Annotated in this window: 26 protein-coding genes; 12 read left to right on the forward strand and 14 right to left on the reverse strand. The window is 64.0% G+C overall.

Annotated elements, in window-relative coordinates; translation table 11 throughout:
- Positions 1–128: 128 nt before the first annotated feature.
- Complete coding sequence (gene grxD, locus AB8717_RS07760; protein ID WP_443750457.1) at positions 129–458, reverse strand: Grx4 family monothiol glutaredoxin; 330 nt, start codon at positions 456–458, stop codon at positions 129–131.
- Between the two features lie 68 nt (positions 459–526).
- Positions 527–1,438 carry an aldo/keto reductase gene (locus AB8717_RS07765; RefSeq protein WP_443750458.1) on the reverse strand — a complete coding sequence of 304 codons (912 nt, stop codon included), beginning with the start codon at positions 1,436–1,438 and terminating at the stop codon, positions 527–529.
- A gap of 97 nt (positions 1,439–1,535) precedes the next feature.
- Here AB8717_RS07765 and AB8717_RS07770 point away from each other — a divergent pair, with 97 nt between their 5' ends.
- Complete coding sequence (locus AB8717_RS07770) at positions 1,536–1,994, forward strand: hypothetical protein (protein ID WP_443750459.1); 459 nt, start codon at positions 1,536–1,538, stop codon at positions 1,992–1,994.
- On the opposite strand, the gene AB8717_RS07775 is transcribed toward AB8717_RS07770, so the two are convergent.
- The 6 genes from AB8717_RS07775 to purC form a co-directional block, all read right to left on the reverse strand.
- Entirely contained in the window at positions 1,991–2,341 is a 351-nt protein-coding gene (locus AB8717_RS07775; RefSeq protein WP_443750460.1) for a DUF7674 family protein, read from the reverse strand. The genes AB8717_RS07770 and AB8717_RS07775 overlap by 4 nt on opposite strands.
- Positions 2,338–4,554 (reverse strand): phosphoribosylformylglycinamidine synthase subunit PurL, encoded by a 2,217-nt coding sequence (purL, locus tag AB8717_RS07780; protein WP_443750461.1) that lies wholly within the window; start codon positions 4,552–4,554, stop codon positions 2,338–2,340. The genes AB8717_RS07775 and purL overlap by 4 nt, the downstream gene beginning before the upstream one ends.
- Before the next feature lie 53 nt (positions 4,555–4,607).
- Positions 4,608–6,047 (reverse strand): alpha/beta hydrolase, encoded by a 1,440-nt coding sequence (locus tag AB8717_RS07785; RefSeq protein WP_443750462.1) that lies wholly within the window; start codon positions 6,045–6,047, stop codon positions 4,608–4,610.
- Between the two features lie 220 nt (positions 6,048–6,267).
- Positions 6,268–6,939, reverse strand: coding sequence for a phosphoribosylformylglycinamidine synthase subunit PurQ (gene purQ, locus AB8717_RS07790; protein WP_443750463.1), 672 nt, complete (start codon positions 6,937–6,939; stop codon positions 6,268–6,270).
- Positions 6,940–6,941: 2 nt separating this feature from the next.
- On the reverse strand, positions 6,942–7,181 hold the full coding sequence (gene purS / locus AB8717_RS07795; protein WP_443750464.1) for a phosphoribosylformylglycinamidine synthase subunit PurS: 240 nt from the start codon (positions 7,179–7,181) through the stop codon (positions 6,942–6,944).
- Complete coding sequence (purC, locus tag AB8717_RS07800) at positions 7,181–7,939, reverse strand: phosphoribosylaminoimidazolesuccinocarboxamide synthase (RefSeq protein ID WP_443750465.1); 759 nt, start codon at positions 7,937–7,939, stop codon at positions 7,181–7,183. Before purC ends, purS begins: the two co-directional genes overlap by 1 nt.
- Positions 7,940–8,219: 280 nt before the next feature.
- On the opposite strand from purC, the gene AB8717_RS07805 reads away from it, so the two are divergent.
- Positions 8,220–8,573, forward strand: coding sequence for an ATPase inhibitor subunit zeta (locus tag AB8717_RS07805; protein ID WP_443750466.1), 354 nt, complete (start codon positions 8,220–8,222; stop codon positions 8,571–8,573).
- A 9-nt stretch (positions 8,574–8,582) separates the two neighbouring features.
- On the opposite strand, the gene AB8717_RS07810 is transcribed toward AB8717_RS07805, so the two are convergent.
- Positions 8,583–9,269 carry a 2OG-Fe(II) oxygenase family protein gene (locus AB8717_RS07810; RefSeq protein WP_443750467.1) on the reverse strand — a complete coding sequence of 229 codons (687 nt, stop codon included), beginning with the start codon at positions 9,267–9,269 and terminating at the stop codon, positions 8,583–8,585.
- A 104-nt stretch (positions 9,270–9,373) separates the two neighbouring features.
- On the reverse strand, positions 9,374–10,675 hold the full coding sequence (gene purB / locus AB8717_RS07815; protein ID WP_443750468.1) for an adenylosuccinate lyase: 1,302 nt from the start codon (positions 10,673–10,675) through the stop codon (positions 9,374–9,376).
- A gap of 221 nt (positions 10,676–10,896) precedes the next feature.
- On the opposite strand from purB, the gene AB8717_RS07820 reads away from it, so the two are divergent.
- On the forward strand, positions 10,897–12,255 hold the full coding sequence (locus tag AB8717_RS07820; RefSeq protein ID WP_443750469.1) for a peptidoglycan-binding domain-containing protein: 1,359 nt from the start codon (positions 10,897–10,899) through the stop codon (positions 12,253–12,255).
- A 29-nt stretch (positions 12,256–12,284) separates the two neighbouring features.
- Here AB8717_RS07820 and AB8717_RS07825 read toward each other — a convergent pair whose 3' ends face one another.
- On the reverse strand, positions 12,285–13,676 hold the full coding sequence (locus AB8717_RS07825) for an aminotransferase-like domain-containing protein (RefSeq protein ID WP_443750470.1): 1,392 nt from the start codon (positions 13,674–13,676) through the stop codon (positions 12,285–12,287).
- 108 nt (positions 13,677–13,784) lie between these two features.
- Here AB8717_RS07825 and AB8717_RS07830 point away from each other — a divergent pair, with 108 nt between their 5' ends.
- The 6 genes from AB8717_RS07830 to AB8717_RS07855 all read left to right on the forward strand — a co-directional run bounded on the left by AB8717_RS07830 (position 13,785) and on the right by AB8717_RS07855 (position 19,126).
- Positions 13,785–14,681, forward strand: a complete 897-nt coding sequence (locus AB8717_RS07830) for a DMT family transporter (RefSeq protein WP_443750471.1) — start codon at positions 13,785–13,787, stop codon at positions 14,679–14,681.
- 92 nt (positions 14,682–14,773) lie between these two features.
- Positions 14,774–15,142 carry a GntR family transcriptional regulator gene (locus tag AB8717_RS07835; protein ID WP_443750869.1) on the forward strand — a complete coding sequence of 123 codons (369 nt, stop codon included), beginning with the start codon at positions 14,774–14,776 and terminating at the stop codon, positions 15,140–15,142.
- Between the two features lie 11 nt (positions 15,143–15,153).
- A complete protein-coding gene (locus AB8717_RS07840) occupies positions 15,154–16,065 on the forward strand; it encodes an ABC transporter ATP-binding protein (protein WP_443750472.1) in 912 nt (303 codons plus the stop codon).
- Positions 16,062–16,751, forward strand: a complete 690-nt coding sequence (locus AB8717_RS07845) for a hypothetical protein (RefSeq protein ID WP_443750473.1) — start codon at positions 16,062–16,064, stop codon at positions 16,749–16,751. The genes AB8717_RS07840 and AB8717_RS07845 overlap by 4 nt, the downstream gene beginning before the upstream one ends.
- A gap of 84 nt (positions 16,752–16,835) precedes the next feature.
- Positions 16,836–18,074, forward strand: a complete 1,239-nt coding sequence (locus AB8717_RS07850; RefSeq protein ID WP_443750474.1) for an ROK family protein — start codon at positions 16,836–16,838, stop codon at positions 18,072–18,074.
- A gap of 20 nt (positions 18,075–18,094) precedes the next feature.
- Complete coding sequence (locus AB8717_RS07855; RefSeq protein ID WP_443750475.1) at positions 18,095–19,126, forward strand: serine hydrolase domain-containing protein; 1,032 nt, start codon at positions 18,095–18,097, stop codon at positions 19,124–19,126.
- Here AB8717_RS07855 and radC read toward each other — a convergent pair whose 3' ends face one another.
- Complete coding sequence (gene radC, locus AB8717_RS07860) at positions 19,127–19,873, reverse strand: RadC family protein (RefSeq protein ID WP_443750870.1); 747 nt, start codon at positions 19,871–19,873, stop codon at positions 19,127–19,129.
- A gap of 16 nt (positions 19,874–19,889) precedes the next feature.
- On the reverse strand, positions 19,890–20,705 hold the full coding sequence (gene map, locus AB8717_RS07865) for a type I methionyl aminopeptidase (RefSeq protein WP_443750476.1): 816 nt from the start codon (positions 20,703–20,705) through the stop codon (positions 19,890–19,892).
- A gap of 63 nt (positions 20,706–20,768) precedes the next feature.
- Here map and AB8717_RS07870 point away from each other — a divergent pair, with 63 nt between their 5' ends.
- The 3 genes from AB8717_RS07870 (at position 20,769) to AB8717_RS07880 (ending at position 22,572) form a co-directional block, all read left to right on the forward strand.
- Positions 20,769–21,191: a hypothetical protein gene (locus AB8717_RS07870; RefSeq protein ID WP_443750477.1), complete on the forward strand. Its 423-nt coding sequence runs from the start codon at positions 20,769–20,771 to the stop codon at positions 21,189–21,191.
- Between the two features lie 107 nt (positions 21,192–21,298).
- Positions 21,299–22,126: a division plane positioning ATPase MipZ gene (locus tag AB8717_RS07875; protein ID WP_443750478.1), complete on the forward strand. Its 828-nt coding sequence runs from the start codon at positions 21,299–21,301 to the stop codon at positions 22,124–22,126.
- A complete protein-coding gene (locus AB8717_RS07880; RefSeq protein WP_443750479.1) occupies positions 22,117–22,572 on the forward strand; it encodes a J domain-containing protein in 456 nt (151 codons plus the stop codon). Before AB8717_RS07875 ends, AB8717_RS07880 begins: the two co-directional genes overlap by 10 nt.
- Before the next feature lie 372 nt (positions 22,573–22,944).
- Here AB8717_RS07880 and AB8717_RS07885 read toward each other — a convergent pair whose 3' ends face one another.
- Entirely contained in the window at positions 22,945–24,597 is a 1,653-nt protein-coding gene (locus tag AB8717_RS07885) for a serine hydrolase (RefSeq protein ID WP_443750480.1), read from the reverse strand.
- Positions 24,598–25,075 lie beyond the last annotated feature (478 nt).

The raw sequence follows: 25,075 nt of genomic DNA on the forward strand, positions 1-25,075 counted from the left end.
CCTGGCCCCCCTTGGCCGGTTTTTTTAAGACAATACCTCTGATTTGCCGGATATAAAAGGTACAGGCCCAAATGAAAACGCCAGGGCGCGGCGGCCCTGGCGTCTGTCCTGTGGGGATGTGCGGCGGCTCAGGCCGGCAGCAGGCCCTTTTCGTCGAGCGTCGTCTTCAGTTCGCCCGACTGGAACATCTCGCGCACGATGTCGGCGCCGCCGACGAATTCGCCCTTGAGATAGAGTTGGGGAATGGTCGGCCAGTCGCTGTAGACCTTGATGCCTTCGCGAAGACCTTCGTCCTGCAGCACGTCGACGCCGACATATTCGACGTTCAGGTGGTCGAGAACCTGGACGACCAGGCTCGAAAACCCGCAGCGCGGCTGTTCGGGCGTGCCCTTCATGAACAGAACGACGTCGTGGTCCTTGATGGTCTTGTCGATAAAATCGTGAATCTCGTCGCTCATTGCGGCACTCCAGTCTGATTACTGCTCATATAGGCGAGGTGGGCGCGCGAATCCAGCCCGGGCTGACCTCAGGCCGTCCGGCCGCCGGGCAGATGGCTGGTGAAACGCGCCATTTCGATCTGCGCCGGTACGGACGAGGGCAGGTGGCGTTCCGGCACGGCGGCCAGGGCCTCGATCTTTTCGGTCTTGTCGGCGTCGATCAGGATGCAGGACAGCGACGGCAGCGACAGGGCATAGCCCAGGCACAACTCTTCGGGCGTCCATTCGGCGGTCTGGTGCAGGAAGGCGTGGGTGCCGGCGCCGGCCAGCGGATCCTTGGGCTTGCCGCCGAAGAAGCCGAAGCGCGCCTTGGCCGGCACCACATCCGCTTCCTTGCGATAGATGTCGGGGAAGTAGTCGGCGCCGATGACGCACATATTGCTGTGGATGGCGTGGTCGATCTGGTGGCGCTTTTCCCAGGTCGAATCGATGTCGAATCCGGTCTGGATGACGCTGAACTGGCGCGTGGCGACCAAGGGCTTGATGTCGGCGGTGTCGGCGACGGCGCCGACATGGCGGATCATGGCGGCGCGCTTGAGGTCGCGCAGGAAGGCAAAGCTTTCCGGCGGGATATAGTTGGCGCCCGGCTGGCCGAACATCAGCAGGTCGATCCACTGGAACCCCGTGCCCTTGACCAGGTCGCGCAGGCGGTCCTTCATCTGCGGCATGGTGTAGCCGGCAAGGTCGCCCGGCTGGCCGGGCAGGTCGGGGCTGACGCTGATGAACAGCAGGCGGCGTTCGACCACGGTGAACAGGGCCGCCATCTCCTTGAGGAAGGTCAGGTCGAAGGCGTCGAAATGGTAGGTGTTGATGCCGGCTTCCAGCGCGGCCATGATCAGCTTTTCGGCCTGGCCGGTATGCTTGCGCAGGTGCGCGACGTCGAGCCTGAGCCCGACGGCCGACAAGGCCTGTCCTGAATGCCCGAAGGGACGATAGCGCATCCCTCCAAATCAGCACTATTCGGTTAAGCCGTGGTTATCATGCGTTAACAAAACCGCGATTTGCGCTATCATGACGCCGTTATCGGGGAAACGGACCATGAAACGGATGCTGGCGATGGGCGTTGCGATGGTGTTTGCCATGGGGATGGTCAGTCATGCCAATGGCATGACGTGCGACCGAAACTACGACGCGTCCTTGACCAAGGCGTTGGGGGCGACCGTGGCGGCCGTGGCTGGAAACAAGCCCGACGCGCTTCTGGCGCAGATCAGCCCCGACGGCGTGGCCTTCGGCACCGACGGGCCTCTGGTGTCGCTGATGGCGCTGAAGGCGCAGTTCGCGCAGAAGACCGGGCGGTTCTGCGACCTGTTTCCATGCGGCGCGAAGCCCGCGCCGTGGAAGCGGTTGTTCGTTCTCGGCAAGATCGACAAGCAGATCGACGCGGCGCATGGCCTGGCCAGCATCGTCATCAACGCCAACAGCCAGGACGAACTGGATCTGAGCTACAAATTCACCACGCAGTGCAAGTGGGAGATCACCGGCATCGGTGTGCCTTAAATCATGCCGAATTTACGGATTGCCGCGCTCAATTTCGGACCCGCAATCGGCAAGATGTCGGACATCTCGGGTACATTTTCAATGAATGACACATATATCAGATTGTCCACATCCGGATCGTGTTCTGACAGGCCTTGCTCAATCACTTCGACAAGCTTTCGCAAGGCTTGGTGATCCTGATCCTTGTCGGACTTAACGCATTCTTCGACGAAGCGCGTGACGTCGCCGAAAAAGACATGCGGCAGAATTTCTTCGTGATAGTCTACGTGTTCCTGAAAAAGCTCGGACAACTCAGGGCAGATCTGCGCAACACGTTTGCAGAGGCCCTGAGATGCCTCTCGGCTCATTTGGAGCCCGCCATGTACTCCGGCAGCCAGCGCTCGTTGGTCGCGCGGATGGCTTCGATTTCCAGCGACAGGCCCGGATAGGTGAGGGTGGTGCCGCCCGCCACGCCGATAACCGCCGCCGGAACCTCAGCCTCGGCCGCCTGGGCCGTGACGAGGTGCGCCGACGCTTCGTCGACCGCGATCAGGTAGCGCGCCTGGTCTTCGGCAAAACCAAAGACATGGCCGCTGAGGTCGCTCGGGTTCTTGAGCTCGAGGCCGATGTTCGACGCCAGCGCCATTTCGGCCGCAGCCACCAAAAGGCCGCCGTCTGACAGGTCGTGCACGCCCTTGGCCACGCCAGACTTGATCAGGCGGCGCACCAGCGTCCCGTTGTTCCGTTCGCAGGCCAGATCGACCTTGGGCGGGGCGCCGTCCTCACGGCCCAGCACTTCGCGCAGATAAAGGGTCGAGCCCATCTCGCCCACGGTTTCACCGATCAGGATCAGCACCTGGCCGGCGCGCACGCGGTTGAAACCGGCGCGCTGGTCGTAATCCTTGAGCAGGCCGACGGCGCCGACGGTCGGCGTCGGCGGGATCGCCTGGCCGTTGGTCTCGTTGTACAGCGACACATTGCCCGACACGACCGGGAAGGCCAGTTCGCGGCAGGCCTCGGCCATGCCGTCGATGGCGCGCACGATCTGGCCCATGATCTCGGGGCGCTCCGGGTTGCCGAAGTTAAGGTTGTCGGTGATGGCGATCGGCTCGGCGCCGACAGCCGTCAGGTTGCGCCAGGCTTCGGCGACGCACTGCTTGCCGCCTTCATAAGGATCGGCCTTGACGTAGCGCGGGGTGCAGTCCGACGTGACGGCCAGCGCCTTCTTGGTGCCGTGGACGCGGACCATGCCGGCGTCGTGGCCGGTCGAGCTGTCCGACAGGGTGTCGGCCATGACGTGGCGGTCGTACTGCTCCCACAGCCAGCGCTTCGACGCCTGGTCGGGCGACGAGACGATCTTGAGCAGCGCTTGACCCAGGTCGTGGGCCGGCACCGAATCGGGATCGATCGCAGGCTCGAGCGCGGGCTGGACCCAGGGGCGATCATAGAGCGGCGCGTCGTCCGACAGCGGCGACAGCGGCAGGTCGCACACGACCTCGCCCTTGTGCATGAGCACGATATGGCCCGACGTATTGGTCTCGCCGATGACGGCGGCGTCCAGGCCCCATTTCTTGAAGATGCGGTAGCCGTCTTCCTCGCGGCCGGGCTTCAGGATGGCCAGCATGCGCTCCTGGCTTTCCGAAAGCATCATCTCGTAGGCCGACATGTTCTCTTCGCGCTGCGGCACCTTGTCGAGGTCGAGCGTGATGCCGAGCCCGCCCTTGCCGGCCATTTCGACCGAAGACGAGGTCAGGCCGGCGGCGCCCATGTCCTGGATGGCGGCGACGGCGCCCGACGCCATCAGCTCGAGCGTGGCTTCGATCAGCAGCTTTTCGGCGAAGGGATCGCCGACCTGGACGGTAGGGCGCTTCTCTTCGGAGTCTTCCGAGAATTCGACGCTGGCCATGGTGGCGCCGTGGATGCCGTCGCGGCCGGTCTTGGAGCCGAAATAGACGACGGGCAGGCCGGGCTCGGGGGCGGCCGAATAGAAGATCTTGTCGGCGTCGGCCAGGCCCACGCACATGGCGTTGACCAGGATGTTGCCGTTATAACCGGGGTGGAAGTTGGTCTCACCCGCCACGGTCGGCACGCCGACGCAGTTGCCGTAGCCGCCGATGCCCGACACGACGCCTTCGACCAGGCGGCGCGTCTTGGGGTGGTCGGGTTCGCCGAAGCGCAGGGCGTTGAGCAGCGCCACCGGGCGCGCGCCCATGGTGAAGACGTCGCGCATGATGCCGCCCACGCCCGTCGCCGCGCCTTGATACGGCTCGATGAAGCTGGGGTGGTTGTGCGATTCCATCTTGAAGATGCACGCCTGGCCGTCGTCGATATCGATGACGCCGGCGTTTTCGCCCGGGCCGCAGATGACGCGCGGTCCCGTCACCGGGAATTTGCGCAGCTGCTTGCGCGAGGATTTGTAACTGCAGTGCTCTGACCACATGACGCTGAACACGCCCAGCTCGACATAGTTCGGTTCACGGCCCAGGCGGTCCAGGATGACCTGGTATTCGTCGGGCTTGAGACCGAATTCGGCGGCGAGTTCGGCGGTGGTTTTCGGCTTGGCTGCGGTCTGTGTGCTCATGGGCGCGCGTTTAACCGATTACGCGCGCCGTGTCAGCCCAAAACCGTCCGATGTCAGCGCTTTGCCGTCAGGATGAATTCGAATTTCGGATGATCCCCGGGCAGGCAGGCCGCATCGACATGGGCGTCGGCGGTGGCCAGGAATTGTTTGACCATGGCCTGGGCGCACGGGCTTTGCCGGCTGACGCCGTGCGTGCGGTTGGCGAAGGTGTAGTGCGCGCCGTGGGAAAGGCGTTTCACCGCCGCGTCAGACAGCTCGGCCGGGCAGCCGGCGTCGATATCGGCGGTCAGCAGCAGGGCGGGGACATCGCTGGTCAATGGCTGGTTCTCGACGGGATCGGGCGCGCCGACCTTGAAACCTTCGCACACCGGGAAGAAGCGGCGGACGTCGCGCGCCGTCGCCTGGGCGATCGGATCGGCTTCGTCGAGGCCGGTTTCGACGGCGGACGGCTGCTCGAAGGGGAATTCTTCCTTGCACATGTGGGTGAAGAACTGGCCTTCGACATAGCCGCTCTGTTCGACCATGAACTGGTCGAGACCGCGATAGTCGCCCTTGACCAGGGCATCGATCGAGCCGGGCAGGGCGCGGGCGCTGTCGGTGCCGTAGATGGCGTCGAGCAGGTAGGCGGCCACGCCGTCGGCCGTATAGGTCTTGCCGTCCTTGACGACGGGCGCTTTCAGCCAGGCCGTCAGACGCTTGTCGAAGCGGCGCTCAAGGTCGGGATAGGCCGCGTTGCAGGCCGTGTCGGCGGCGCACAGGGTCAGGACCTGGCGGACCTCGCGCGAGACCAGCCCAGGCAGGGGACCGGTGGCGCTCGCTTCGGGCGGCCAGACCGAATCGAGCACGGCAGCGCGCAGATCTTTCGGGTCGTGCTGCATGACGGCCATGGCGACACGCGTGCCATAGGACACGCCGAACAGGTTGTAGGTGGTGATATGCAGGGCGGCGCGCAGGTCGCGGATATCCTTGACGATGACGGCGCTGTTGTATTGCGACAGGTCGATTCCGGCGGCGGTGAACTTTTCGCCGCAGGCTTTGAGGATGCCGACGCCTTCGTCGGAGGTCACGCCGGCGTCGGACAGGGGCGCCGTGCCGCAGTCGAGCAGCGGCGTCGACTGCCCGGTGCCGCGCTGGTCGAAGAATATCCAGTCGCGATCGGGCGTCAGCGGGACTTTTCCGGCGCGCAGGCGGTCGGCCAGGCCATGGATGATGCCGCCGCCCGGGCCGCCGTGGAGGTAGATGACCGGATCGGCCTTGGGCCTGGTGTTTGTGGCGTGGACGATAACGACGGGGAAGCTGACCAGTCGGCCATTGTTCGCTCCGCGCGTCTCCTCGACCGTCATGGTGCCGCAATCGACCTTGTTGGGCAGTCCTGCAAAGCTTTCGGCGCACGCCGCGGCGGCGAAGCCGGGCTTCGGCTTTTCAGGCTGGGCGGGATGGGGCGTGCAGCCGGCGACAAGGGCCAGGGCGGCGAGGGCGCGAACTTGTTTCATTCGTACCTGATAGCCGATTAACCGTGTTTCGTCACTACTTGTACCTCCCCGTCGCGAAGCGATGGGGAGGGGGACCGCGAGCGTAGCGAGTGGTGGTGGGGTTTCTTGCTTTCTTTCTGTCGCGGGTGTTTCAAAGCAAGCAAGAAACCCCACCACCACCCTCCGCTATCGCTACGGGCGGTCCCCCTCCCCATGCTTCGCACGGGGAGGGGCAAAAGCGTCAAGCCACCTGCAGCGCGCTGACCAGGCTATGGAACATCGGCGCGCCGTCGGACGAACCCAGGGCCGGTTCGAAGGCGCGGTCAGGGTGCGGCATCATGCCCAGCACATTGCCGGCTTTATTGACGATGCCGGCGATGTCGTTGACCGACCCATTGGGGTTTTCGGCGTAGCGGAAGACGACCTGGTCGTTGTCCTCGATGGCCTTCAGCGTGTCGGCATCGGCGAAGAAATTGCCGTCGCCATTGCCCTGCGTCATCCACACGGTCTGCTGGTTGCCGTAGGCATTGGTGAAGCGCGTATTGCGGTTTTCGATCTTAAGCTCGATCGGCTTGCAGACATATTTCAGCTGGGCATTGCGCAGCAGGGCGCCGGGCAGCAGGCCCGATTCGCACAGGATCTGAAAGCCGTTGCAGATGCCCAGCACCGAGACGCCGCGTTCCGCTTCGGCCTTGACCGCCGCCATGACCGGCGACAGCGACGCCATGGCGCCGCAACGCAGGTAATCGCCGTAGGAGAAACCGCCCGGAATGACGATCAGGTCGAGACCGGAGGGCAGGGTGCTTTCCTGGTGCCAGACCATTTCGACCTGGCCGCCGACCGTCGTTTCGACGGCCGTCTTGCAGTCGCGGTCGCAGTTGGAACCCGGAAAGACGAGGACGGCGGCTTTCATGCTCAGGCGACCTCGACCTTGTAGGATTCGATGACCGTATTGGCCAGGAGCTTGTCGCACATGGCCTTGAGCTCGGTCTTCGCCTCGTCTTCCGACGTGGCGTTCAGGTCGAATTCCAGCACCTTGCCGACGCGGACGTTCGAGACGCCGTCCCAGCCGAGGCCGTGCAGCGCGCCTTCGACGGCCTTGCCCTGGACGTCGAGGACGCCCGGCTTCAGAAACACGTGAACTTTCGCCTTCATTACTGCATTCCGCCTTCGATGACTTTCGGCATATCGCCCATGATGCCGAGACGCTTGGCGACCTCGGTATAGCTTTCGATGACATTGCCCATGTCGCGGCGGAAGCGGTCCTTGTCCAGCTTCTCGTTGGTCTGGGCGTCCCACAGGCGGCACGAATCGGGGCTGATCTCGTCGGCCAGGATGACGCGCGAGAAGTCGCCTTCGAACAGGCGGCCGTATTCGATCTTGAAATCGACCAGCGTGATGCCGACGGCGGCGAACATGCCGGCCAGGAAGTCGTTGACGCGCAGGGTCATCGCCAGGATGTCGTCGATTTCCTGGGTGTTGGCCCAGTTGAAAGCCGTGATGTGCTCTTCGGTGACCATCGGGTCTTCGAGGGCGTCGTTCTTGTAGTAGAATTCGATGATCGAGCGCGGCAGCTGCTGGCCTTCCGGCAGGCCGAAGCGCTTGGCCATGGAGCCTGCGACGACATTGCGGCAGACGACTTCCAGCGGGATGATCTCGACTTCGCGGATCAGTTGTTCGCGCAGGTTCAGGCGCTTGATGAAGTGGTTCTGCACGCCGATGTTCGTCAGCTTGGTCATGACGAATTCGGAGATGCGGTTGTTGATGACGCCCTTGCCTTCCAGCACGGCTTTTTTCTGCGCGTTGAAGGCGGTGGCGTCGTCCTTGAAGTACTGGATCAGGGTACCGGGCTCGGGGCCTTCGTACAGGATCTTGGCCTTGCCTTCGTAGATTTTCTTGCGGCGGGTGGTCATCAGCGGTTCCAACTTTGCGAATCCATTGGCGGACGGCGGCGGAATTGCTCCGGACCCGGCGAAAATGCCTGGATGACGACTGCGCGCCCAAAGGGGGCGTGACCGGGCCGTCAGGCTGTCGGGAAAGGGTTCGTCCGTCCTCAATTACGGTTCGGCATCTTAAAGGATGCCTTTCGCCGCCGCAAATAAACAAAAACTTTTGCTCTGTAAATGTCGGTTTGCAGGTTGCGCTTGCGGTTAAGGAGATTTAAAACATTCACCTGCCTGAAAGGTTTTCTCCATGTCCAGTATCGACCCGCGTTTTTCTGATATCGCCGTGACAGGCTTAGCTGTGACTGGTATCGCGGCGAATGGCCTCGACGGCGCGGACGGGTTCGAATACATGGCGGCTCAGCGCCGCAATCGTTTGATCGGCCTGTGGGCCGGCGAAAAGATGGGCCTGAACGGTGAGTCGATCGAATCCTACGCCCGCGCGCTCGACCGCGGCAGCGACCAGACCACCGAAGAAGACGTGATCCGCAAGATCCTGGGCGACCTCACGGCGTCCAACATCGCCGTGCGCGAATCCGAAGTCCGCGTGAAAGCGGCCGAATTCCTGGCCCAGTCGCGGGAATCGCTGAAGGCCGGGGCGTAAAGCGCCGCCTTACACAAACCGTCCGATAATCGAGAAGCGCGGGCCGCCGGCATAGGGCGCGACCGAGGCGATCGAGCGCGGCTGGTCGCCGGCATAGAGCGCGAGGTCGTTGAGGCGCGGCATGATACCGCCTTCGATATCGCCCGACGGCGAATGGAACAGAAGCTGCCCACCCCAGTCCGAGCGCCAGCCCGGCGTGAAGCTCCATTCGAAGCACAGGCGCGCGCCCAAATCGGTGTGCTGGGTGAAGAAGTCTCCGGGACGATAGCAGACCGCGTCGAGCGCCGTCAGCGTCAGGCCCGACAGTCCCGTCAGGCTTTCGCAGAAGGCCGCGAAGTCGGGCGAGGCTATAAGCGATGCGATATCCGACAGGGCGATATCGTCGCGCGATCGGTCCATCAGCCCGTAACCCAGGCGCAGCCACGACAGGCCGTCCTGCGCCAGTTCGGCGGCGTCCTGCAGGCGCTGCTGGATATCGGCCTCGGGCAGGGCGGACAGTTCGCGGCGGTTGATGATCTCAGGGGCGCCTTCGCGGCCCATCAGATGCAGTTCCCACGGCGTCTTTTGCTCCAGCGCGAGGTGGACGGCGTCGGCATCGTCAGCCGACACCGCGCCTTCCAGCCGGACGCGGCCCTTGTTGGTGAAGCGGCTGACATAGCCGGCCGTATCGAAGGCGTCGCGCTGAAGCTTAATCATTGTCCTGAATTCCAACGGCAAATGAAATTGCCGTTGGCAAGGGCGACTGCCCGTCGGGCACGTTTGCCCGAGCCATGCGGCGATTGAGCTGAAGAAAGAGATTTTTAGCCGAAAACTCGGCTAAAAATCGTGTCGACGTGCTTGGTGTGGTAATCCATGCTGAAGAAGGGCTCGAGTTGTTCGCGCGTGAAGAACTTGCCCACGTCTTCGTCGGCCGCCAGGAAGTCGAGGAAGTTGCCTTCGCCGCGCCACACCTTCATGGCGTTGCGCTGCACGGCCGAATAGCTGTCCTCGCGCGACATGCCCTTCTGCGTCAGGGCCAGCAGGACACGCTGCGAATGGACCAGGCCGCCCAGGCGGTCGAGGTTCTTCTGCATGTTTTCCGGATAGATGACCAGGTTTTCCATGACCATGCCGAGGCGTTGCAAGGCGAAGTCGAGGTGAACCGTGGCGTCGGGCGCGATGCCGCGTTCGACCGAGGAATGGCTGATATCGCGTTCGTGCCACAGGGCGACGTTTTCCATGGCGGGCACAACGGCCGAACGCACCAGGCGCGCCAGGCCGGTCAGGTTTTCGGTCAGGACCGGGTTGCGCTTGTGCGGCATGGCCGACGAGCCCTTCTGGCCGGCCGAGAAGAACTCCTCGGCTTCCAGCACTTCAGTGCGTTGCAGGTGGCGGATTTCGACGGCCAGGCGCTCGATCGACGAGGCGACGACGCCCAGCGCCGCAAAATAGGCCGCGTGGCGGTCGCGCGGGATGACCTGGGTCGAGACGGGCTCGACGCTGAGACCCATCTTGTCGGCGACATAGGCTTCGACTTCGGGAGAGACGTTGGCGAAGGTGCCGACGGCGCCCGAAATGGCGCAGGTCGAGATTTCGTCGCGCGCCGTGATCAGGCGGGCGCGGGCGCGGGTGAATTCGGCGTAATAGCCGGCCAGCTTGAGCCCGAAGGTCACCGGCTCGGCGTGGATGCCGTGGCTGCGGCCGACGGTCGGCGTATACTTGTGCTCTTCGGCGCGCTTTTTGATCGCGGCCAGGACGCGGTCGACGCCGTTGATCAACAGGTCGGTCGAGCGCTGGAGCTGGACGGCGAAGCAGGTGTCGAGCACGTCCGACGACGTCATGCCCTGGTGCAGGAAGCGCGCCTCAGGGCCGACGATTTCCGAGACGTGGGTGAGAAACGCGATGACGTCGTGCTTTACGGTGCGCTCGATCTCGTCGATGCGGTCCGAATCGAAGGCGGCGTCCTTGCCCTTGGCCCACAGGGTTTCGGCGGCATCAGCCGGGATGACGCCCAGTTCCGCCATCTTGGTGGCGGCGTGGGCTTCGATCTCGAACCAGATCTTGTACTTGGTGGCCGAATCCCAGATGGCGGCGGCTTCCTTGCGGGCGTAACGGGAGATCATGAGCGGAGCCTTTGCGGTGCATATGCGGGGGAAAATCAGGTCGCGCGCTTGATTGGGAATACGGGGGCATTAGTCAAGTCAAAATGTCACAATGCAGCCCCGTCGTTGCGGTGCCAAAAAAAATCGGTTAATTTACCCTTAACAGGTGTGAGCCCTTGGCGGTGCGGTATATAAAAGGTTAATTCCGAGACGAATATCCGGGTAAGTTGGGGTTGTTTGCCGTGTTGAAATCCTTGCTGCGTCGCAGTTCCGCTCTGTCCTGCCTGAAGGCGGGCGCCGCCTTGATTCTGGTCGCCGCCCTGTCGGCGTCGCCGGCGGGCGCCGCCGTAAAGCACAAGCCGGTGGCCAAACCCCCGGTCGCCAAGCCTGAGGTCAGCGACTCGTTCAAAGCCGCGTCCAAGGTCGCCGCCGAGCGCACCGTCCAGGTCCTGCAAAAGGGCACCAGCGACGCCGCGCCGCAGGGACCCGACACGCGCCTGCCGCCCGTCGACGCCCATGAGGCGGACGAAGAGGCCGCCGGCGTCATCGCCTGCAAGGACAAGGGCGACAAGGACCCGGCGATGAAGGACCTGCCGGCTGACGTCCGCGACAACGCCAAGCCGGGCGAATGCTATGCGCGGCTGTTGTCGCCGCCGCAGATGGAGGCCTATAGCGACCATGTGATGGTGACGCCCGAACACGTCGAAAAGCGTGTCGTTCCCGCCGTGATCCAGGAGGTCGACAAGGACGTGGTGGTGCGCCCCGAGCGCGTCGAACACCGCGTCATTCCGGCCGTAACCTCCATGCGCACCGAGACGGTCACGGTCCGCGAGGCCACGGTTCGGGAAGAGGTCGTGCCTGCCGTCTATGAGACGCAGACCGTGCATGAGCTGGTCGAGCCCGCGCACCAGGAATGGGTGAAGAGCGCCGGCGAGGCGCTGGACGCGCCGATGGTGACCCCGGTCGATCATGCGCCGGTGCGTTATCGCGACGACGGCTATCTGACCTGGCCCGGAAAGAATCACGATCCGGTGCCGACCACCGAAGAGGCGCGCCGTTACCTGAAGGACGGCAATCCGCCGGCCGTCTGGTGCCTGAAGGAAATCCCGGCCAGGTACCGCGACGTGCAGAAGCGCGTCATGGTCCAGCCCGAAACGACCCGCCGCATCGAAGTGCCGGCTGTCACCCGCCAGGTCACGCATCAGGTGGTCGACCAGCCCGAGCGCGTCGAGGATCACGTCATCCCGGCGGTCGTCGAAAAGCGCCGCGTCAAGCAGGTCGTGACGCCCGAGCACACCGAGACCTATACGATCCCGGCCGTCTATCAGGACGTCCAGAAGACCCGCGTCACCCAACCGGCCGACGCCGTATGGCGCCGCGTCCTGTGTCGCCGCAATGCGTCGCCGGGCCTGATCACACATATTCAGCAGGCGCTGGCGGCCAAGGGATACAATCCCGGCGCCGTCGACGGGCATCTGGGTGCGCAGACCGTCCAGGCCATGCAGAAGTTCCAGGCCGACAATAACCTGCCGCAGGGCCAGATTTCGCTCGAATCGGTCAAGGCGCTGGGCATCAACCCGGAACTGAACGACACGAAATAAAGCGCGGGCCCTGTCACATTCGCCCTGGGCTAACGTCCCTTCATCGCCTTGCGTAAAAACGCGAACAGCCGTTCGTCGTTGCATTGCGCGACGTTGAAACGCAGGTACCCGCTGGCCGATTGCGACAGGCTGAAGGCATTGCCGGGCGCCAGTACGATATCTTCCTGAAGCGCCTGCCGCGCAAGTTCCGCCGCGTCGAAACCCTCCGGCAACCGGCACCAGATGAACATGCCGGCTTCGGGCTCCAGCCAAGGCACGATGCCGACAGCCTTCAGATGCGTGATCGTCGTCGCCATGGCGCGCGACAGCTTGAGCCGCAAACCCTCGACATGCTTGCGGTAGCTGCCGTCGCGCAGCACGTTGAATACCAACTCCGCCCCCAGCCGCCCGCCGCCGAAGGATGTCGCGATCTTCAGGTCGCGCAGGCCCTCGATCCAGTCGCCGCGCGCCGCGATAAAGCCGCAGCGGATCGAGGCCGACAGGGTCTTGGTGAAGCTGCCGACGTGGATGACGCGATCCAGCCCGTCGAAGGCCGCCAGGCGCGGGGCGGGCAGGGGCTCGAAATCGGCGAAGATATCGTCCTCGATGATGGTGACGCCGTGCTGCTCGGCCAGCTTGAGCACCCGGTGCGCCGCCACCGGCGACAAAGTCGCGCCCGTCGGATTATGCAGCGCCGAATTGGTGATGTAGAGGCGCGGTTTTTCCACCGCCAGCACCTCGGCGAAGCGTTCGATGTCGGGGCCGGTCGGCGTATAGGGCACGCCGACGACGCGGGCCTGATGGGCGCGCAGCAGGGCGTGGAAGTTGAAATAGCACGGATCGTCGACCACGACCGTATCGCCGGGCTCCAGCATGAAGCGGCAGATCAGATCGATGGCCTGCGTCCCCGATTCGGTCAGCATGATGCGCTCAGGCGGCGCCTCGATACTGCGGTCGGCCATGCGCCGTGACAGCAATTGCCGCAGGGCCGGCAGGCCGAGCGGCATGCCGTAGTCGGTCAAGGTGGCGTCGTCTGCGCGCGAAAGCGTCCTCAACGCCTTGCGCAACCCCTCCTGCGGCATCCAGTCCGCCGGCAGCCAGCCGCAGCCGGGCTTAAGCGTCGTGTCCGCCTCCAGCGACTGACGCGACACCCATAAGGGATCGACGGCACGGTCGAGCCGCGGTCCGATATCGGCCAGGGACAGCGGCGCCAGTTGCCCCGCGACATAAAAGCCCGAGCCTGGGCGCGAGCGGATGACGCCTTCGGCGGCCAGCCGTTCGTAGGCTTCGACGATGGTCGACACCGACATGGCCATGGTTTTGGCGAAGGCCCGCACAGACGGTAAGCGGTCGCCGGGCGTCAGACTGCGCGTCTGGATACGGCCGCGGATCGCCGCCATGGCTTCGGCGACGCGGGTTATGCCAGGAAGGCTGTCAGCCATCTGTATGGATCCTTTGAGCATAACAGTTCGGTCAAACTGTATCATATCGTCTCTGGTCAGGCGAGGGGCCGCAAGTCATAGACACACCTCCATATAGAGGAGAGTGTTATGACCAAGGCGGCCAGCGGCTGGCTCAACGGATTGATTGGCGTGGTGATTTTCAGCGGCTCGATGCCCGCGACGCGCGCCGCCGTGCTGGATCTCGATCCGGTATTCGTGACCATGGCGCGCGCCGCCATTGCCGGTGTCCTGGCCGTGGCCATGCTGGTGTATTTCCGCGAAAAGCGTCCGTCGCGCGCCGATTTCCGGCCGCTGCTGATCACCGCCGGAGGTGTTGTCGTGGGGTTTCCGCTGCTCAGCGCGCTCGCGCTCAGGCACGTCACCTCGGCGCACTCCCTGGTCTTTATCGGCCTGCTGCCCTTGTCCACCGCCGTGTTCGCGGTGCTGAGGGGCGGGGAGCGGCCACAAGCGCTGTTCTGGCTGTTTTCGGGACTTGGCAGCCTGTGCGTCGGCGGTTTCGCCGTTGTCCAGGGGCTGTCGGCGTCGTTTCTGGGCGACGGCCTGTTGCTGGCCTCGGTGGTGGTGTGTGGACTGGGCTATGCCGAGGGCGCCAGACTTTCGCGCACGCTCGGCGGCTGGCAGGTCATCTGCTGGGCGCTGGTCATCGCCTTGCCGGTCACGCTGCCGGCCAGTCTGGTCCTGTTGCCTTCGGCCGGACAGCCGACCATACCGTCGCTTGCCGGCCTGGCTTACGTCTCGATCTTCAGCATGCTGATCGGCTTCATCTTCTGGTACCGCGGCCTGTCGCAGGGCGGAATCGCAGCGGTCGGCCAGCTGCAATTGCTGCAGCCCTTCTTCGGCCTGCTCCTGGCGGCGGTCCTGCTGCACGAAGCGGTCAGCGCGTCGATGTTGCTGGTCATGGTGGCGGTCGTCGCCTGTGTCGCCGGGGCGCGGGCCTTTGCCCACCGCAGGATCGGGCTGCCTTCGGCGCGGCAATCGGCCTGATTTATTGACATAATCGGACACAGGGGGACGCCGGCGGAGAAAATTTCCGCCGGCGTCTTGCCATGTGCCCGTCAACTGTGTATACCGTGTATATGAAGCTTGGTTTCGTCTTCTCGCAGACCGACAACAGCCCCATGTATCAGCAGATCATGGAGCAGATTAAGCAGCGGATCGCCGTCGGGGACTGGCCGCCCGACACGCCGCTGCCGTCGATCCGCGAGCTGGCCGTCGAAACCAAGGTCAGCGTCATCACGATCAAGCGCGCCTATCTGGAACTGGAGCGGGACGGGGTCATCGTCACGCAGCAGGGCAAGGGCAGCCGGGTCAGCGACGCGATCGATCTGAAGACGATCCAGAGACAGGAACTGCGCGGGCATCTCGAGCAGGTCGGCCGGCTGGCCAGGTCGCTGGATCTGCCGGAAAGCACGATCGTGCAGATGCTGAAACCATATATGGAGTAGGGGAGCGAGCTATGGACTTGCCGTTGGCGGTACAGTGCGTGGGCATCAACAAGCGCTACAAGCATTTCAATCTGAAGGACGTCGACCTGGCGTTCGAACAGGGCGCGGTCATGGGCCTGGTGGGCCCTAACGGCGCCGGCAAGTCGACCATATTGCGCATCGTCATGGGCCTGATCGGCCCCGACAGCGGCGCGGTCAAGGTCCTGGGCTACGACATGCCGGCCCGGCAGATCGCCGCCAAGCGCGATATCGGCTTCGTGTCGGACGACATGCGGCTGTATGAGACCCAGACGATCCAGTTCCACATGGATTTCGTCAAATCGATCTTCGACACCTGGGACGGCGAATACGCCAAACGCCTTCTGCGCAGCTTCGATCTCAACGCCGGGCAGAAGGTCAAGGGGCTGTCGCACGGCCAGCGCGTCAAGGCGACCCTTCTGCTGGCCCTGGCGCGGCGGCCCAATCTTCTGGTGTTCGACGAACCGACGACCGGCCTTGATCCCGCCGTACGCAAGGAGGTGCTGGACGAGATGATGAACGCGCTGGAAGACGAGACGCGCTCGATCCTGTTTTCGTCGCACAACACCCAGGATGTCGAACAGATCTCGGACTACATCACCTTCGTCTATGGTGGCCGCGTCCTGGAATCCGGCAACAAGGAAGACTTCATGGACAACTGGCGCCGTCTGCGCCTGACCAATCGGGACGGCGTCGCGCTGCCGGCACTGCCCAATATCAGGGATGTCGAACAAAGCGGCCGTTTGTGCATCGTCACGCTCAACAATTACGACGACAGCGTCCTGGCCGCCTTTACCGGCGCGGGGCTGAGCATCGACGCCGTCGAGCGCCTGAGCCTTGAAGAAATCTTCCTGATCAACGTCAAGAGCGCCAAGGCCGGCGCCGTCCTGGAGCGTGCCGCATGAGCGCCTCGATCGTCTCTCAACTGGTCCGCAAGGACTTCCGGCTGGTGCGTGGCGTCGTGCTGAGCTTCGTCCTTGTCAGCGTCCTCTTCATCGGCATCCTCAGCGTCATGCAAGGACACGTGCCGTTCGTCCTGATGGCCAATCTCGGCTTCATCATGGTGATGGGGCCGGCCGCCACCTGCGGCATCGTCGTCCTGATGAAGACGAACGTGATGGAGAAGGAAAAATCGACGCAAGCCTTCATCATGAGCCTGCCGGTGACGGTGAAGGAATTCACCCGCGCCAAGCTTACGCTCAACCTGTCGGTCTTTACCGTCTTCTGGCTCGCGATCATGGCCGTGGCCTATTATTTCGCCTTCGGACGGGGGCTTTTGCCCCTGGGGGCGCTGCCCTTCGTCACCATGATCTTCATGGGCGGCTTCCTCGCCTATACCCTGATCCTGAGTGTCAGCCTTCTGAGCCAGGCCCTGGGACTGACCGTGCTGTGCATCGTGCTCTTCGAAGTCGGCACCTCGGCCTCCATGTGGACGATCGCCTATTTCCCGCCGATCGGCGCGCACATCTGGGACGCGGCGCCGGTGTGGAACGTGGAGGCGGTCACGGTCGTGGCCGTCCAGGCTGCCTTGGCGGTGACGGCGATCGCGACGACCATGCTGGTACAGAACACCCGGCGCGACTTCATCTGATCAGGCTTGCCCCGCGGGGCAGGGGGGAGGGGCAAGCCGTTCGTCGGGACCTGGAGCGGACGGCTTGCCCCAAAAGGGGATAAAATGAACTACGTGCGCAGCCACGGTTTTTCGCGAAGCTTCCGGGATGACGAGCCCTTCCGCCAGCAGGTGCCGGACGTCGGCGACACGGCGCGGGGCGCCAATATCCAGGATGCCGCCGCCCATAACCGCAAGATCATCATGCATGCCATCCGCGCCCGCGGGGGCGCCGGCCGTAAGGACCTGGCGGACATCACAGGGCTGACGCAGCCGGCCGTCTTCAAGATCGCCAAGGATTTGCTCGGCGAACGCCGGCTGGTCAGCACCCGGGTGCGCGACGGCGGCAAGGGGCAACCCGCCGCGGTCCTGACCATCAATCCGGAAGCGGCCTTTACGCTCGGCCTCAATATCGACCGCGACCAGTTGACTTTCGTGGCGCTCGATTTCGCCGGCACGGTGCGCATGCGCCAGCACCTGGCCACGCCGCTGGCTTCGCCCGATACAGTCCGCCGTTTCTTCGCGGATTGCATCGACACCCTGCGCGCCGACGGCGTCATTCCCATGTCGCGCATCGTCGGAGTCGGCGTGGCGACGCCCGACAGCCTCGGGGCCTGCCGGGCCGGCGACCCGCCGTCGCGCTACGGCGAATGGGCGCACAGGCCGGTGCAAGCCGTCATCGGCGACCTGGTCGGGACGCCGCTGCTCCGGGAAAACGACGTGGCGTCGGCCGCCATCGGGGAAATGCTATGCGGCGCCGGGCTCAGGGCCGACAGCTTCGTCTACCTGTTTATCGGTGTCGGCCTGGGCGGCGGACTGGTCATCAACCGGCGCTATATCCGCGGCTGTCACGGCAAGAGCGGCGAAATCGGCATCCTGCCGCTATCGAATCCGTTCCGGTCGAGCCGCAGCGACCTGTCGCGCACCATCGAGCATGCGGTTTCGATCCCGGGACTGTTCGAAGCCCTGGGCAAACGGGGCCTCCATGTCCGCCGGCTCGACGATATCGACCTGTCCGATCCTGTGGCCAGCGAGGCCGTCGACGCCTGGACCGGTGCCGCGGCGGATCTGCTTTACCTGCCCCTGCTGAGCCTGGTCTCGACCGTGGACCCCGAGGCCATCCTGATCGGCGGCCGCCTGCCGCCTGCCATCACCGATCGCCTGTGCCTGGAGGTCGCGCGGCGGCTGTCGCTGAATGTCGGTGAAAACTATCCACGGCTCAGGGTGCGCCGTGCCAGCCTCGCGGCGGATGCCGCGGCCGCCGGCGCCGCCATCCTTGCCTTCCGGGACATATGGGGCGATTGAAATCCCTTGGAGACGCACGCATGAAACGCATCATCTGGATACTTGTAGCCGTACTGTCGATCGGCAGCGCCATCGTCTTCGTGCCATGGGACCTGGCCTATGCCTACATGGCGCCGCTGCCAGACACCGTGCAGGGCGAGGTCGACCAGGCGGTGCAAAATCGCCTCGACGGCGTCGTCGTCTATGTCGACCGCAAGGGGCAGCCGCCCGCCTTCTATGCCGCCGGCTGGAAGAACAAGGAGACCAGGGTTGCCGCCGACCCGCACGCCTTCTTCCGTATCGGCAGCGTCAGCAAGATGTATATGGTTGCCGCCACCACCAAGCTGGTCGCCGCGCATCGCCTGTCGCTCGACGACACCCTGGCGCACCTCCTGCCAGAGCTGGCCGGGCACATCGCCAATGCCGACAGGATCACGCTCAGGATGATGATCCGGCATCGCAGCGGCATCCATAACTACGTCGAGGATTCGCGGTTCCGCTGGGACAAGTACGGTCATCCGGACGAGGCGCTGAGCCTGGTCCTCGACAGGCGCGCCGATTTCGAGCCCGACAGCAGCTATCACTACTCCAACACCAACTACCTGCTCCTGGGGCGGATTCTCGACCGGACGCTGGGCTACAAGTACGACGACTACGTCAGCGCCGAAATCCTGGCGCCGCTGCACCTGACCCATACCTTCGGCCAGCTCGACGACGTGAACGCAGCGGACGTCATGAGCGGCTACGATCTCGACTATCCCGGGGACATGAAGCCCCTCAGCCTGACCAGCCCGGGCGGCTCGATGGTCGCCACCGCCGACGATGTCGGGACCTTCCTGCGGGCTCTGAACACGGGCACGCTGCTGACGCCTGAAGAGCAGGCCATCTATACCTCGCTCTATCCGTACGAACATACGGGCCTGCTGCCGGGCTACGAGACGATTGCCCGCTATCACAAGGATATCGACACGGTGGTTATCGTGTTCGTCAATACGACCGGCCGCAATTCGTGGGGCAAGATCGAGGCGGTCGAAAGCCGGGTAAACCGCATCCTTCATAAGGAAAAACAATAGTTATAACGCGCCCAGCTGCCTCAGACTGGCGACGCCCTCGCGGCCGACGATGACATGGTCATGGACCTTGATCCCGAGGGCGCGGCCGGCCTCGACGATGGCCCTGGTCATCTCGATGTCGTCCTGCGACGGCGATGGATCACCGGAGGGGTGGTTGTGCACCAGGATGATATGGCTCGATCCCTGTTCCAGGGCGCGCTTCATGATCTCGCGCGGATAGGCCGGAGCGTGGTTGACCGTGCCGACGCCAAGCACTTCGTCGGCGATCAGCTTGTTCTGGTTGTCGAGGAAGAGGACGCGGAACTGTTCGCGCGGTTCGTGCGCCAGCGTCACGCGCAGATAGTCGATCAGGGCCGACCACGACGCCACGACAGTCGTGCGCTTCAGCGGCTCGGCAACCGTTCGCCGCGTCGCCTCGAACATCAGGCCGAGGTCCAGCGCGATATCCGGCGTCATCTTCAGCGCCTTGCCCTTGCCGTCGAGCACCGACACCTGAAGCATGTCGTCGAGCGGCGCCGACAGCACGCCTTGCAGCGAACCGAAGCGTGAAAGCAGCGCCTTGGCCAGCGGCTTGACGTCCCGCTGCGGGATCGAGCGGAACAGGAAAAGCTCAAGAAGCTCGTAGTCGGGCAGGGCCTCAAGCCCGCCCTTGCGCGCCCGTTCGCGCAGGCGCTGGCGATGGCCGCCGTGGTCGAGGCGGATGGGTGCGGCGGCCGAAACATCGAAGATGTCCGCCTGGTCTTCCATCCCCCCGGACATCGGCCTATTTCGCCGGCTGCGGCCGGAACTGGCCGGTGACCGAGGCGGTGAAGATCTCGACGCCGGTATCGGTGACGCCGACACTGTGTTCGCATTGCGCCGACAGCGTCTTGTCGCGCGTCACGGCGGTCCAGCCGTCGTTCAGCACCTTCACGTCGGGCTTGCCGAGGTTGATCATCGGCTCGACCGTGAAGAACATGCCCTTTTGCAGAACCGGGCCGGTGCCGGCGCGGCCGAAATGCAGGACGTTCGGATTGTCGTGGAAGATCTTACCGACGCCGTGGCCGCAGAAGTCGCGCACGACCGAGCAGCGCTGGCTTTCGGCGAAGACCTGGATGGCGTGGGCGATGTCGCCGAAGGTGTTGCCGGGCTTGATCTGCTCAAGGCCCAGGCGGATGGATTCGTAGGTGATGTCGACCAGGCGGCGCGAGCGCGGCGCGACGTCGCCGACCTCGTACATGCGCGACGTGTCGCCGTGCCAGCCGTCGATGATGGCCGTGACGTCGATATTGACGATGTCGCCTTCGCGCAGCGTCTTTTCCGACGGAATGCCGTGGCAGACGATGTGGTTCGGCGATATGCAGACCGTGTTCTGGTAGCCGCGATAGTACAGGCAGGCCGGAAGGCCGCCATGGTCCATGATGAATTCGCGCGCCAGGTCGTCTAGATCCGAAGTCTTCACGCCCGGCACGACGTGCGGGATCAGCATGTCGAGGCAATCCGCGGCCACCCGGCCGGCTTTGCGCATGCCTGCGAAATCCTCTTCCGTGTGGATGCGGATGGATTCGGAGCGGATGAGATAGTCGGAATCTGTGTTCATGTCGGGCAATATAGACCTGCGCGGGCTGTCGCGCTAGGGTCGGCATGAAGGTTGGGGGACGTTATGCGGTATTTGCGGCTCTATCTGATTGGTCTTGCGCTGGCCGTGCTGTCGGCGGCCTGGGCGTGGAACAGGATAGACCTGGCGCTCAACTATACGCAGGTCGCGGGAACGGTCATCTCGGCCGACGAAGCGTGCCGCGTCGAAAAGCAAGGCGATGCCGTGACGCGGAAGGCGGAAGTGATCAATGAAATGCCGTGCGACGCAGCCATGGTTGCCGTTCAGGCCGGGCAAGCCTACGCCGGCTATGGGGTCGAGGCCGGGACCGATATCCTTTATAATTACGTCTCCCCGGTCGATCATGCCGTGCATTCCGGAAAGCTATGGCGGGACGGCGATGTGGACCTGGGGCCAGTTCCGGGAGATGCCGTCGCGGTTTATGCCAGCAAAGCGACGGCCGGCGCCTCGAAATTCGTAACGCGATAACCGGGACTTACCCACGCGAATCGCGGTGTGCACACTGGCGGCGGCTGCCGGGTGCGCCTAAGTGACTCCTGTCCCCTGAGTCGTGTAGAGAGGGGCAGGAGCTATTGATGACGGCAGCGCGTATCCTGGTGTTCGGCAACGAGAAGGGCGGGGCGGGGAAATCCACCGTCGCCATGCACACGGCCGTGCACCTGCTGCACCAGGGCAAGCGCGTGGCCTTTCTCGACCTCGACCTGCGCCAGCGCTCGCTGGCCCGGTTCTTTTCCAACCGCGCCGAATGGGCGGCGGCCAATGGGGCGCGTCTGCCGCATGCCTTTGAACCGCACCTGCACGATCAGCCGGCCTCCCTGCTGGCGGCGCCGGAGACCGAAGCGAAACGGGCTTTCGACCGTGCGTTCGAGGAAGCGCTCGACGGCGCCGACTATATTCTGATCGACACGCCGGGCGGCGACCATGTGTTGTCGCGCCGGGCGCACGCCGCCGCGCACATGATCGTCACGCCGATGAACGACAGCTTTATCGACTTCGACCTGCTGGGCCAGGTCGATCCGGTGACTTTGGAGGTCAAGCGGCCGTCCATCTATGCCGAGACCGTATGGAATTCGCGCAAGCAGCGCGCCGTGTGGGACGGGCGCTCGATCGACTGGATCGTGCTGCGCAACCGCCTGGCGGCGACCGAGGCGCGCAACCGCAAGCGCGTCGATGAGCGCGTCCAGACGCTCGGCAAGCGTGTCGGGTTTTCGGTTCTGCCGGGCCTGCGCGACCGCGTCATCTATCGCGAGCTGTTCCCGTTCGGCCTGACGGTCCAGGACCTGTCGCCCGAGGTCAAGCCGGTGGCCCTGTCGATGAGCCATGTCTCGGCGCGGCAAGAGCTGCTGGCCCTGATGCAAGCGCTGGGGCTCGATGAGGCAGAGGGCCTGCGCGCATGTGGATAGCGGTTCCCGTCGTTATTTTCATGCTGCTGGTCTGGGTCGGGCGGCAGGTCCGTCTCGGCAAATGGAAGTCGGGTCCGTGGTTTCGCCAGTTCCGCGCGGTCAGAAGCGTGCTGGCCCTGCTGGCCCTGGCCGCCGGCGCGACGATGATGGTGCAAGGGCTGTGGCCGGCGGGTATCGGCTTCATCATCCTGGCCTTGCTGCTCAGCGGATCGGTGCGGGTGTCGGGGACGATGAGCCGGCGGGAACCGCAGGCGGCAGCGAGCTATACGGCCGAGGAAATCCGCGCCTACCAGACGCTGGGTCTCGGCATCGGGGCCGACAAGACCGCCGTGCGCAATGCCTGGAAGAGACTTATGAAGGACGCCCATCCCGACCAGGGCGGAGACGCGGCCCGTGCCAGTGCGCTTAATGCGGCGCGGGATGTGCTGCTTAGGCGAAGAGGGTAGGGCTAAGAATGCTTCGGCCTTCCTCGTTTACCGTGCATACGGAATTTGCCGGGTTCGTTTTATTCTTCCTCTCCCCTTTTAAGGGGGGAGGGTAGGGTGAGGGGTAGACCGTCAGCAGATGCGCGTGCGGAAGATGCCGGGTTTACCCCTCATCCGGCCCTTCGGGCCACCCAACGCTGGCGAAAGCTATACTTTCGCTGGCGCTATACCCCTATTCAAGGGGAGAAGGAAAAGGCAACGGACCACCTTGGAATGCCATATGCGATTGCCCTACCGTAAAGGGGGAGGTCCGAAGTGAAATCCAACGTTTCATCCAAATAAAAAAGAGGCGGATCGCTCCGCCCCCTTTGATATCCTGTCCGGCAACTCCGCTTACGCGTCCGGCTTGATGACCATGCAGTCGAGGCGCTTGGCTTCCATGCTCTTGCACGCCTTGGTCGCCTGTTCCTTGGTCAGGGCGGCGAAGCGCGTCCGGTACCAGCCGTTATCGTTCTTCGAAATTTCCGACCGGCTTTCGGCCAGGGCGTCGTCGAAGCGCATCTTGACGCTCCTGACCCAGTCGCTGGCGAGGGACTTTTCCTTGAAGGCGCCGACCTGGATCGACCAGCCGGGTTCCTTCTCCTTCTTGCACTTCTTGCCCTTTTTGCACTTCACGGGCGCGTCGGAATCATCGTCGCTGTCGTCGCGCGAAGCCAGTTGCTTCCTGTCGTCGGCCTTCGTGGTCTTCTGCGCGGTCATGCCCTTGCGGTTGGTCTCGACGGCGGCCGCCAGGTTGGCTTCCGACTTGTTGACCGGCTTGGCGCTGGCCTTGGCGGCCGCGGGCTTGGCGTCGGCCTCGACGGTCGCCACGACAACGGCCTTGACCGGCTGGTAGGCCGGCGGCTGGATGGCGGCCTTGACGGCGGCATATGGGACCGGGGCGGCCGGCGTGGCGGTATCGGGGATATCCTGCGACGGCGTCGCCAGGGCCGCGGCCTGGGCCTGCGGCGACTGGGTCAGGGTCTGCACGACCAGCGGCGCCTTGACCTGGGCCGACGCCTTCTGGACATCGACATCCTGGGCGTTGGCCTGCTCGCTGCCTTCCAGGGTATCGCGCAGTTCCTGATCGCTGAACTGGCGGTCGTTGCTGGCGTACTGGACGGCGTTGGTCGACATGCTGGGCATGTCGAGCTGGCGGGCGAATTCGTTCTGCGCGATGGCGATGACCTCGCCGTGCTCGCGGCGGTCCATGACGTCGAAGCCGATGCTCAGCAGTTCGGTGACGTGCTCGCGGCGCTGCTGCTTGTCGGCGGCGCCCAGCATGACGGCGACCAGGCGGTGGTTGTTCTTCACCTGCGACGCGACCAGGTTCTGGCCGGCGGCGTTGGTGTAGCCGGTCTTCATGCCGTCCACGCCCGGCATGCCGTGCAGCGGGTTGTGGTTATAATAGGTGCGGCCGCGATAGGTGACGGTCGGCAGGTCGAAATAGCTGTAATACTGCGGGAAGTCGCGCATGACCGCGCGCGCCAGGATGGCCAGGTCGCGTGCCGACGACAGCTGGCGCGGATCGGGCAAGCCATTGGCGTTGACGAAATTGGTCTGGGTCATGCCCAGTTCCTTGGCCTTGATGGTCATCATGGCCGCGAAGCGTTCTTCGGTACCGCCGACCTTTTCGGCCAGGGCCTCGGCCATGTCGTTGGCCGAATACATGGCGGCCAGCCGCATGGCGGTGTCGACGTCGATGGTGTCGCCGGCCTTGAGATAGACCTTGACCGGAGCCTGGGAGGCGGCGCGGGCGCTGACCGTGATGGTGTCGGAGGGACGGATGTCACCCTTGGCCAGGGCGTCGAACACCATGTACAGCGTCATGATCTTGGTGAGCGACGCCGGATAGCGCGCGGAGTCGGCGCGGGCGGCGTAGAGGACTTCGCCCGATTGCGCGTCAACCACGATGGCGGCGTAGCGGCTGTTGTAGCTGAGGTCGCTGGCCTGTGCGGCGCAGGCCGCCGTCGCCGACAGCGCCGTGGCCGCGAAAAGGGCCGCCATGCGTCCTTTTCGTTTCATCCCCGCCTGCTTGCCCTGCCCGAGATCGCCCAAAGCCTGCCCATATGTACGCATCAAAGCCGTCCTCAACTCATACCAAAAAAGCCTGCCCATTCTGGACCGCAATCCCAATAGCGACAAAGCGCCGCGGAACCGCGTCATACCCTATCCAAAGTGTCCCCGGAGATTTAAACAAACCTTAAGGAGCCACACAATAGTGTCCGTATTGCGTCCAGACCCGCACGGCCGAAAAACGTATCGACCGTTTATATGAAGCGGTTGTGAAGCGTCCCCCCGTTGCCGGCATAACGCCATTCCTATCAACCACCATGCGTGCGGTAACGGTAAGAATCTCCCACCGGAGGCGAAAAGTCCCTTCACATTGTCGTTAACGTTTTGTGCGGTGCACAATAAAGCTTGACATCTTTGTGCAGGTGCATCATATCTGCGTTATCCGGTTTGCAACGGCGATTCGCCGTGC

It is taken from the genome of Asticcacaulis solisilvae (genome assembly GCF_052327315.1).
Lineage (GTDB): Bacteria > Pseudomonadota > Alphaproteobacteria > Caulobacterales > Caulobacteraceae > Asticcacaulis > Asticcacaulis solisilvae_B.

Coding starts and splice junctions, on each gene's coding strand:
- purS (WP_443750464.1), bottom strand. CDS start 7,181: ATGAAGGCGAAAGTTCACGTGTTTCTGAAGCCGGGCGTCCTCGACGTC.
- AB8717_RS07880 (WP_443750479.1), top strand. CDS start 22,117: ATGTGGATAGCGGTTCCCGTCGTTATTTTCATGCTGCTGGTCTGGGTC.
- AB8717_RS07870 (WP_443750477.1), top strand. CDS start 20,769: ATGCGGTATTTGCGGCTCTATCTGATTGGTCTTGCGCTGGCCGTGCTG.
- grxD (WP_443750457.1), bottom strand. CDS start 458: ATGAGCGACGAGATTCACGATTTTATCGACAAGACCATCAAGGACCAC.
- AB8717_RS07840 (WP_443750472.1), top strand. CDS start 15,154: ATGGACTTGCCGTTGGCGGTACAGTGCGTGGGCATCAACAAGCGCTAC.
- AB8717_RS07835 (WP_443750869.1), top strand. CDS start 14,774: ATGAAGCTTGGTTTCGTCTTCTCGCAGACCGACAACAGCCCCATGTAT.
- AB8717_RS07775 (WP_443750460.1), bottom strand. CDS start 2,341: ATGAGCCGAGAGGCATCTCAGGGCCTCTGCAAACGTGTTGCGCAGATC.
- AB8717_RS07845 (WP_443750473.1), top strand. CDS start 16,062: ATGAGCGCCTCGATCGTCTCTCAACTGGTCCGCAAGGACTTCCGGCTG.
- map (WP_443750476.1), bottom strand. CDS start 20,705: ATGAACACAGATTCCGACTATCTCATCCGCTCCGAATCCATCCGCATC.
- AB8717_RS07850 (WP_443750474.1), top strand. CDS start 16,836: ATGAACTACGTGCGCAGCCACGGTTTTTCGCGAAGCTTCCGGGATGAC.
- purB (WP_443750468.1), bottom strand. CDS start 10,675: ATGATCTCCCGTTACGCCCGCAAGGAAGCCGCCGCCATCTGGGATTCG.
- purL (WP_443750461.1), bottom strand. CDS start 4,554: ATGAGCACACAGACCGCAGCCAAGCCGAAAACCACCGCCGAACTCGCC.
- AB8717_RS07785 (WP_443750462.1), bottom strand. CDS start 6,047: ATGAAACAAGTTCGCGCCCTCGCCGCCCTGGCCCTTGTCGCCGGCTGC.
- AB8717_RS07875 (WP_443750478.1), top strand. CDS start 21,299: ATGACGGCAGCGCGTATCCTGGTGTTCGGCAACGAGAAGGGCGGGGCG.
- AB8717_RS07825 (WP_443750470.1), bottom strand. CDS start 13,676: ATGGCTGACAGCCTTCCTGGCATAACCCGCGTCGCCGAAGCCATGGCG.
- purQ (WP_443750463.1), bottom strand. CDS start 6,939: ATGAAAGCCGCCGTCCTCGTCTTTCCGGGTTCCAACTGCGACCGCGAC.
- AB8717_RS07770 (WP_443750459.1), top strand. CDS start 1,536: ATGAAACGGATGCTGGCGATGGGCGTTGCGATGGTGTTTGCCATGGGG.
- AB8717_RS07765 (WP_443750458.1), bottom strand. CDS start 1,438: ATGCGCTATCGTCCCTTCGGGCATTCAGGACAGGCCTTGTCGGCCGTC.
- AB8717_RS07885 (WP_443750480.1), bottom strand. CDS start 24,597: ATGGCGGCCCTTTTCGCGGCCACGGCGCTGTCGGCGACGGCGGCCTGC.
- AB8717_RS07805 (WP_443750466.1), top strand. CDS start 8,220: ATGTCCAGTATCGACCCGCGTTTTTCTGATATCGCCGTGACAGGCTTA.
- AB8717_RS07830 (WP_443750471.1), top strand. CDS start 13,785: ATGACCAAGGCGGCCAGCGGCTGGCTCAACGGATTGATTGGCGTGGTG.
- radC (WP_443750870.1), bottom strand. CDS start 19,873: ATGGAAGACCAGGCGGACATCTTCGATGTTTCGGCCGCCGCACCCATC.
- AB8717_RS07810 (WP_443750467.1), bottom strand. CDS start 9,269: ATGATTAAGCTTCAGCGCGACGCCTTCGATACGGCCGGCTATGTCAGC.
- AB8717_RS07855 (WP_443750475.1), top strand. CDS start 18,095: ATGAAACGCATCATCTGGATACTTGTAGCCGTACTGTCGATCGGCAGC.
- purC (WP_443750465.1), bottom strand. CDS start 7,939: ATGACCACCCGCCGCAAGAAAATCTACGAAGGCAAGGCCAAGATCCTG.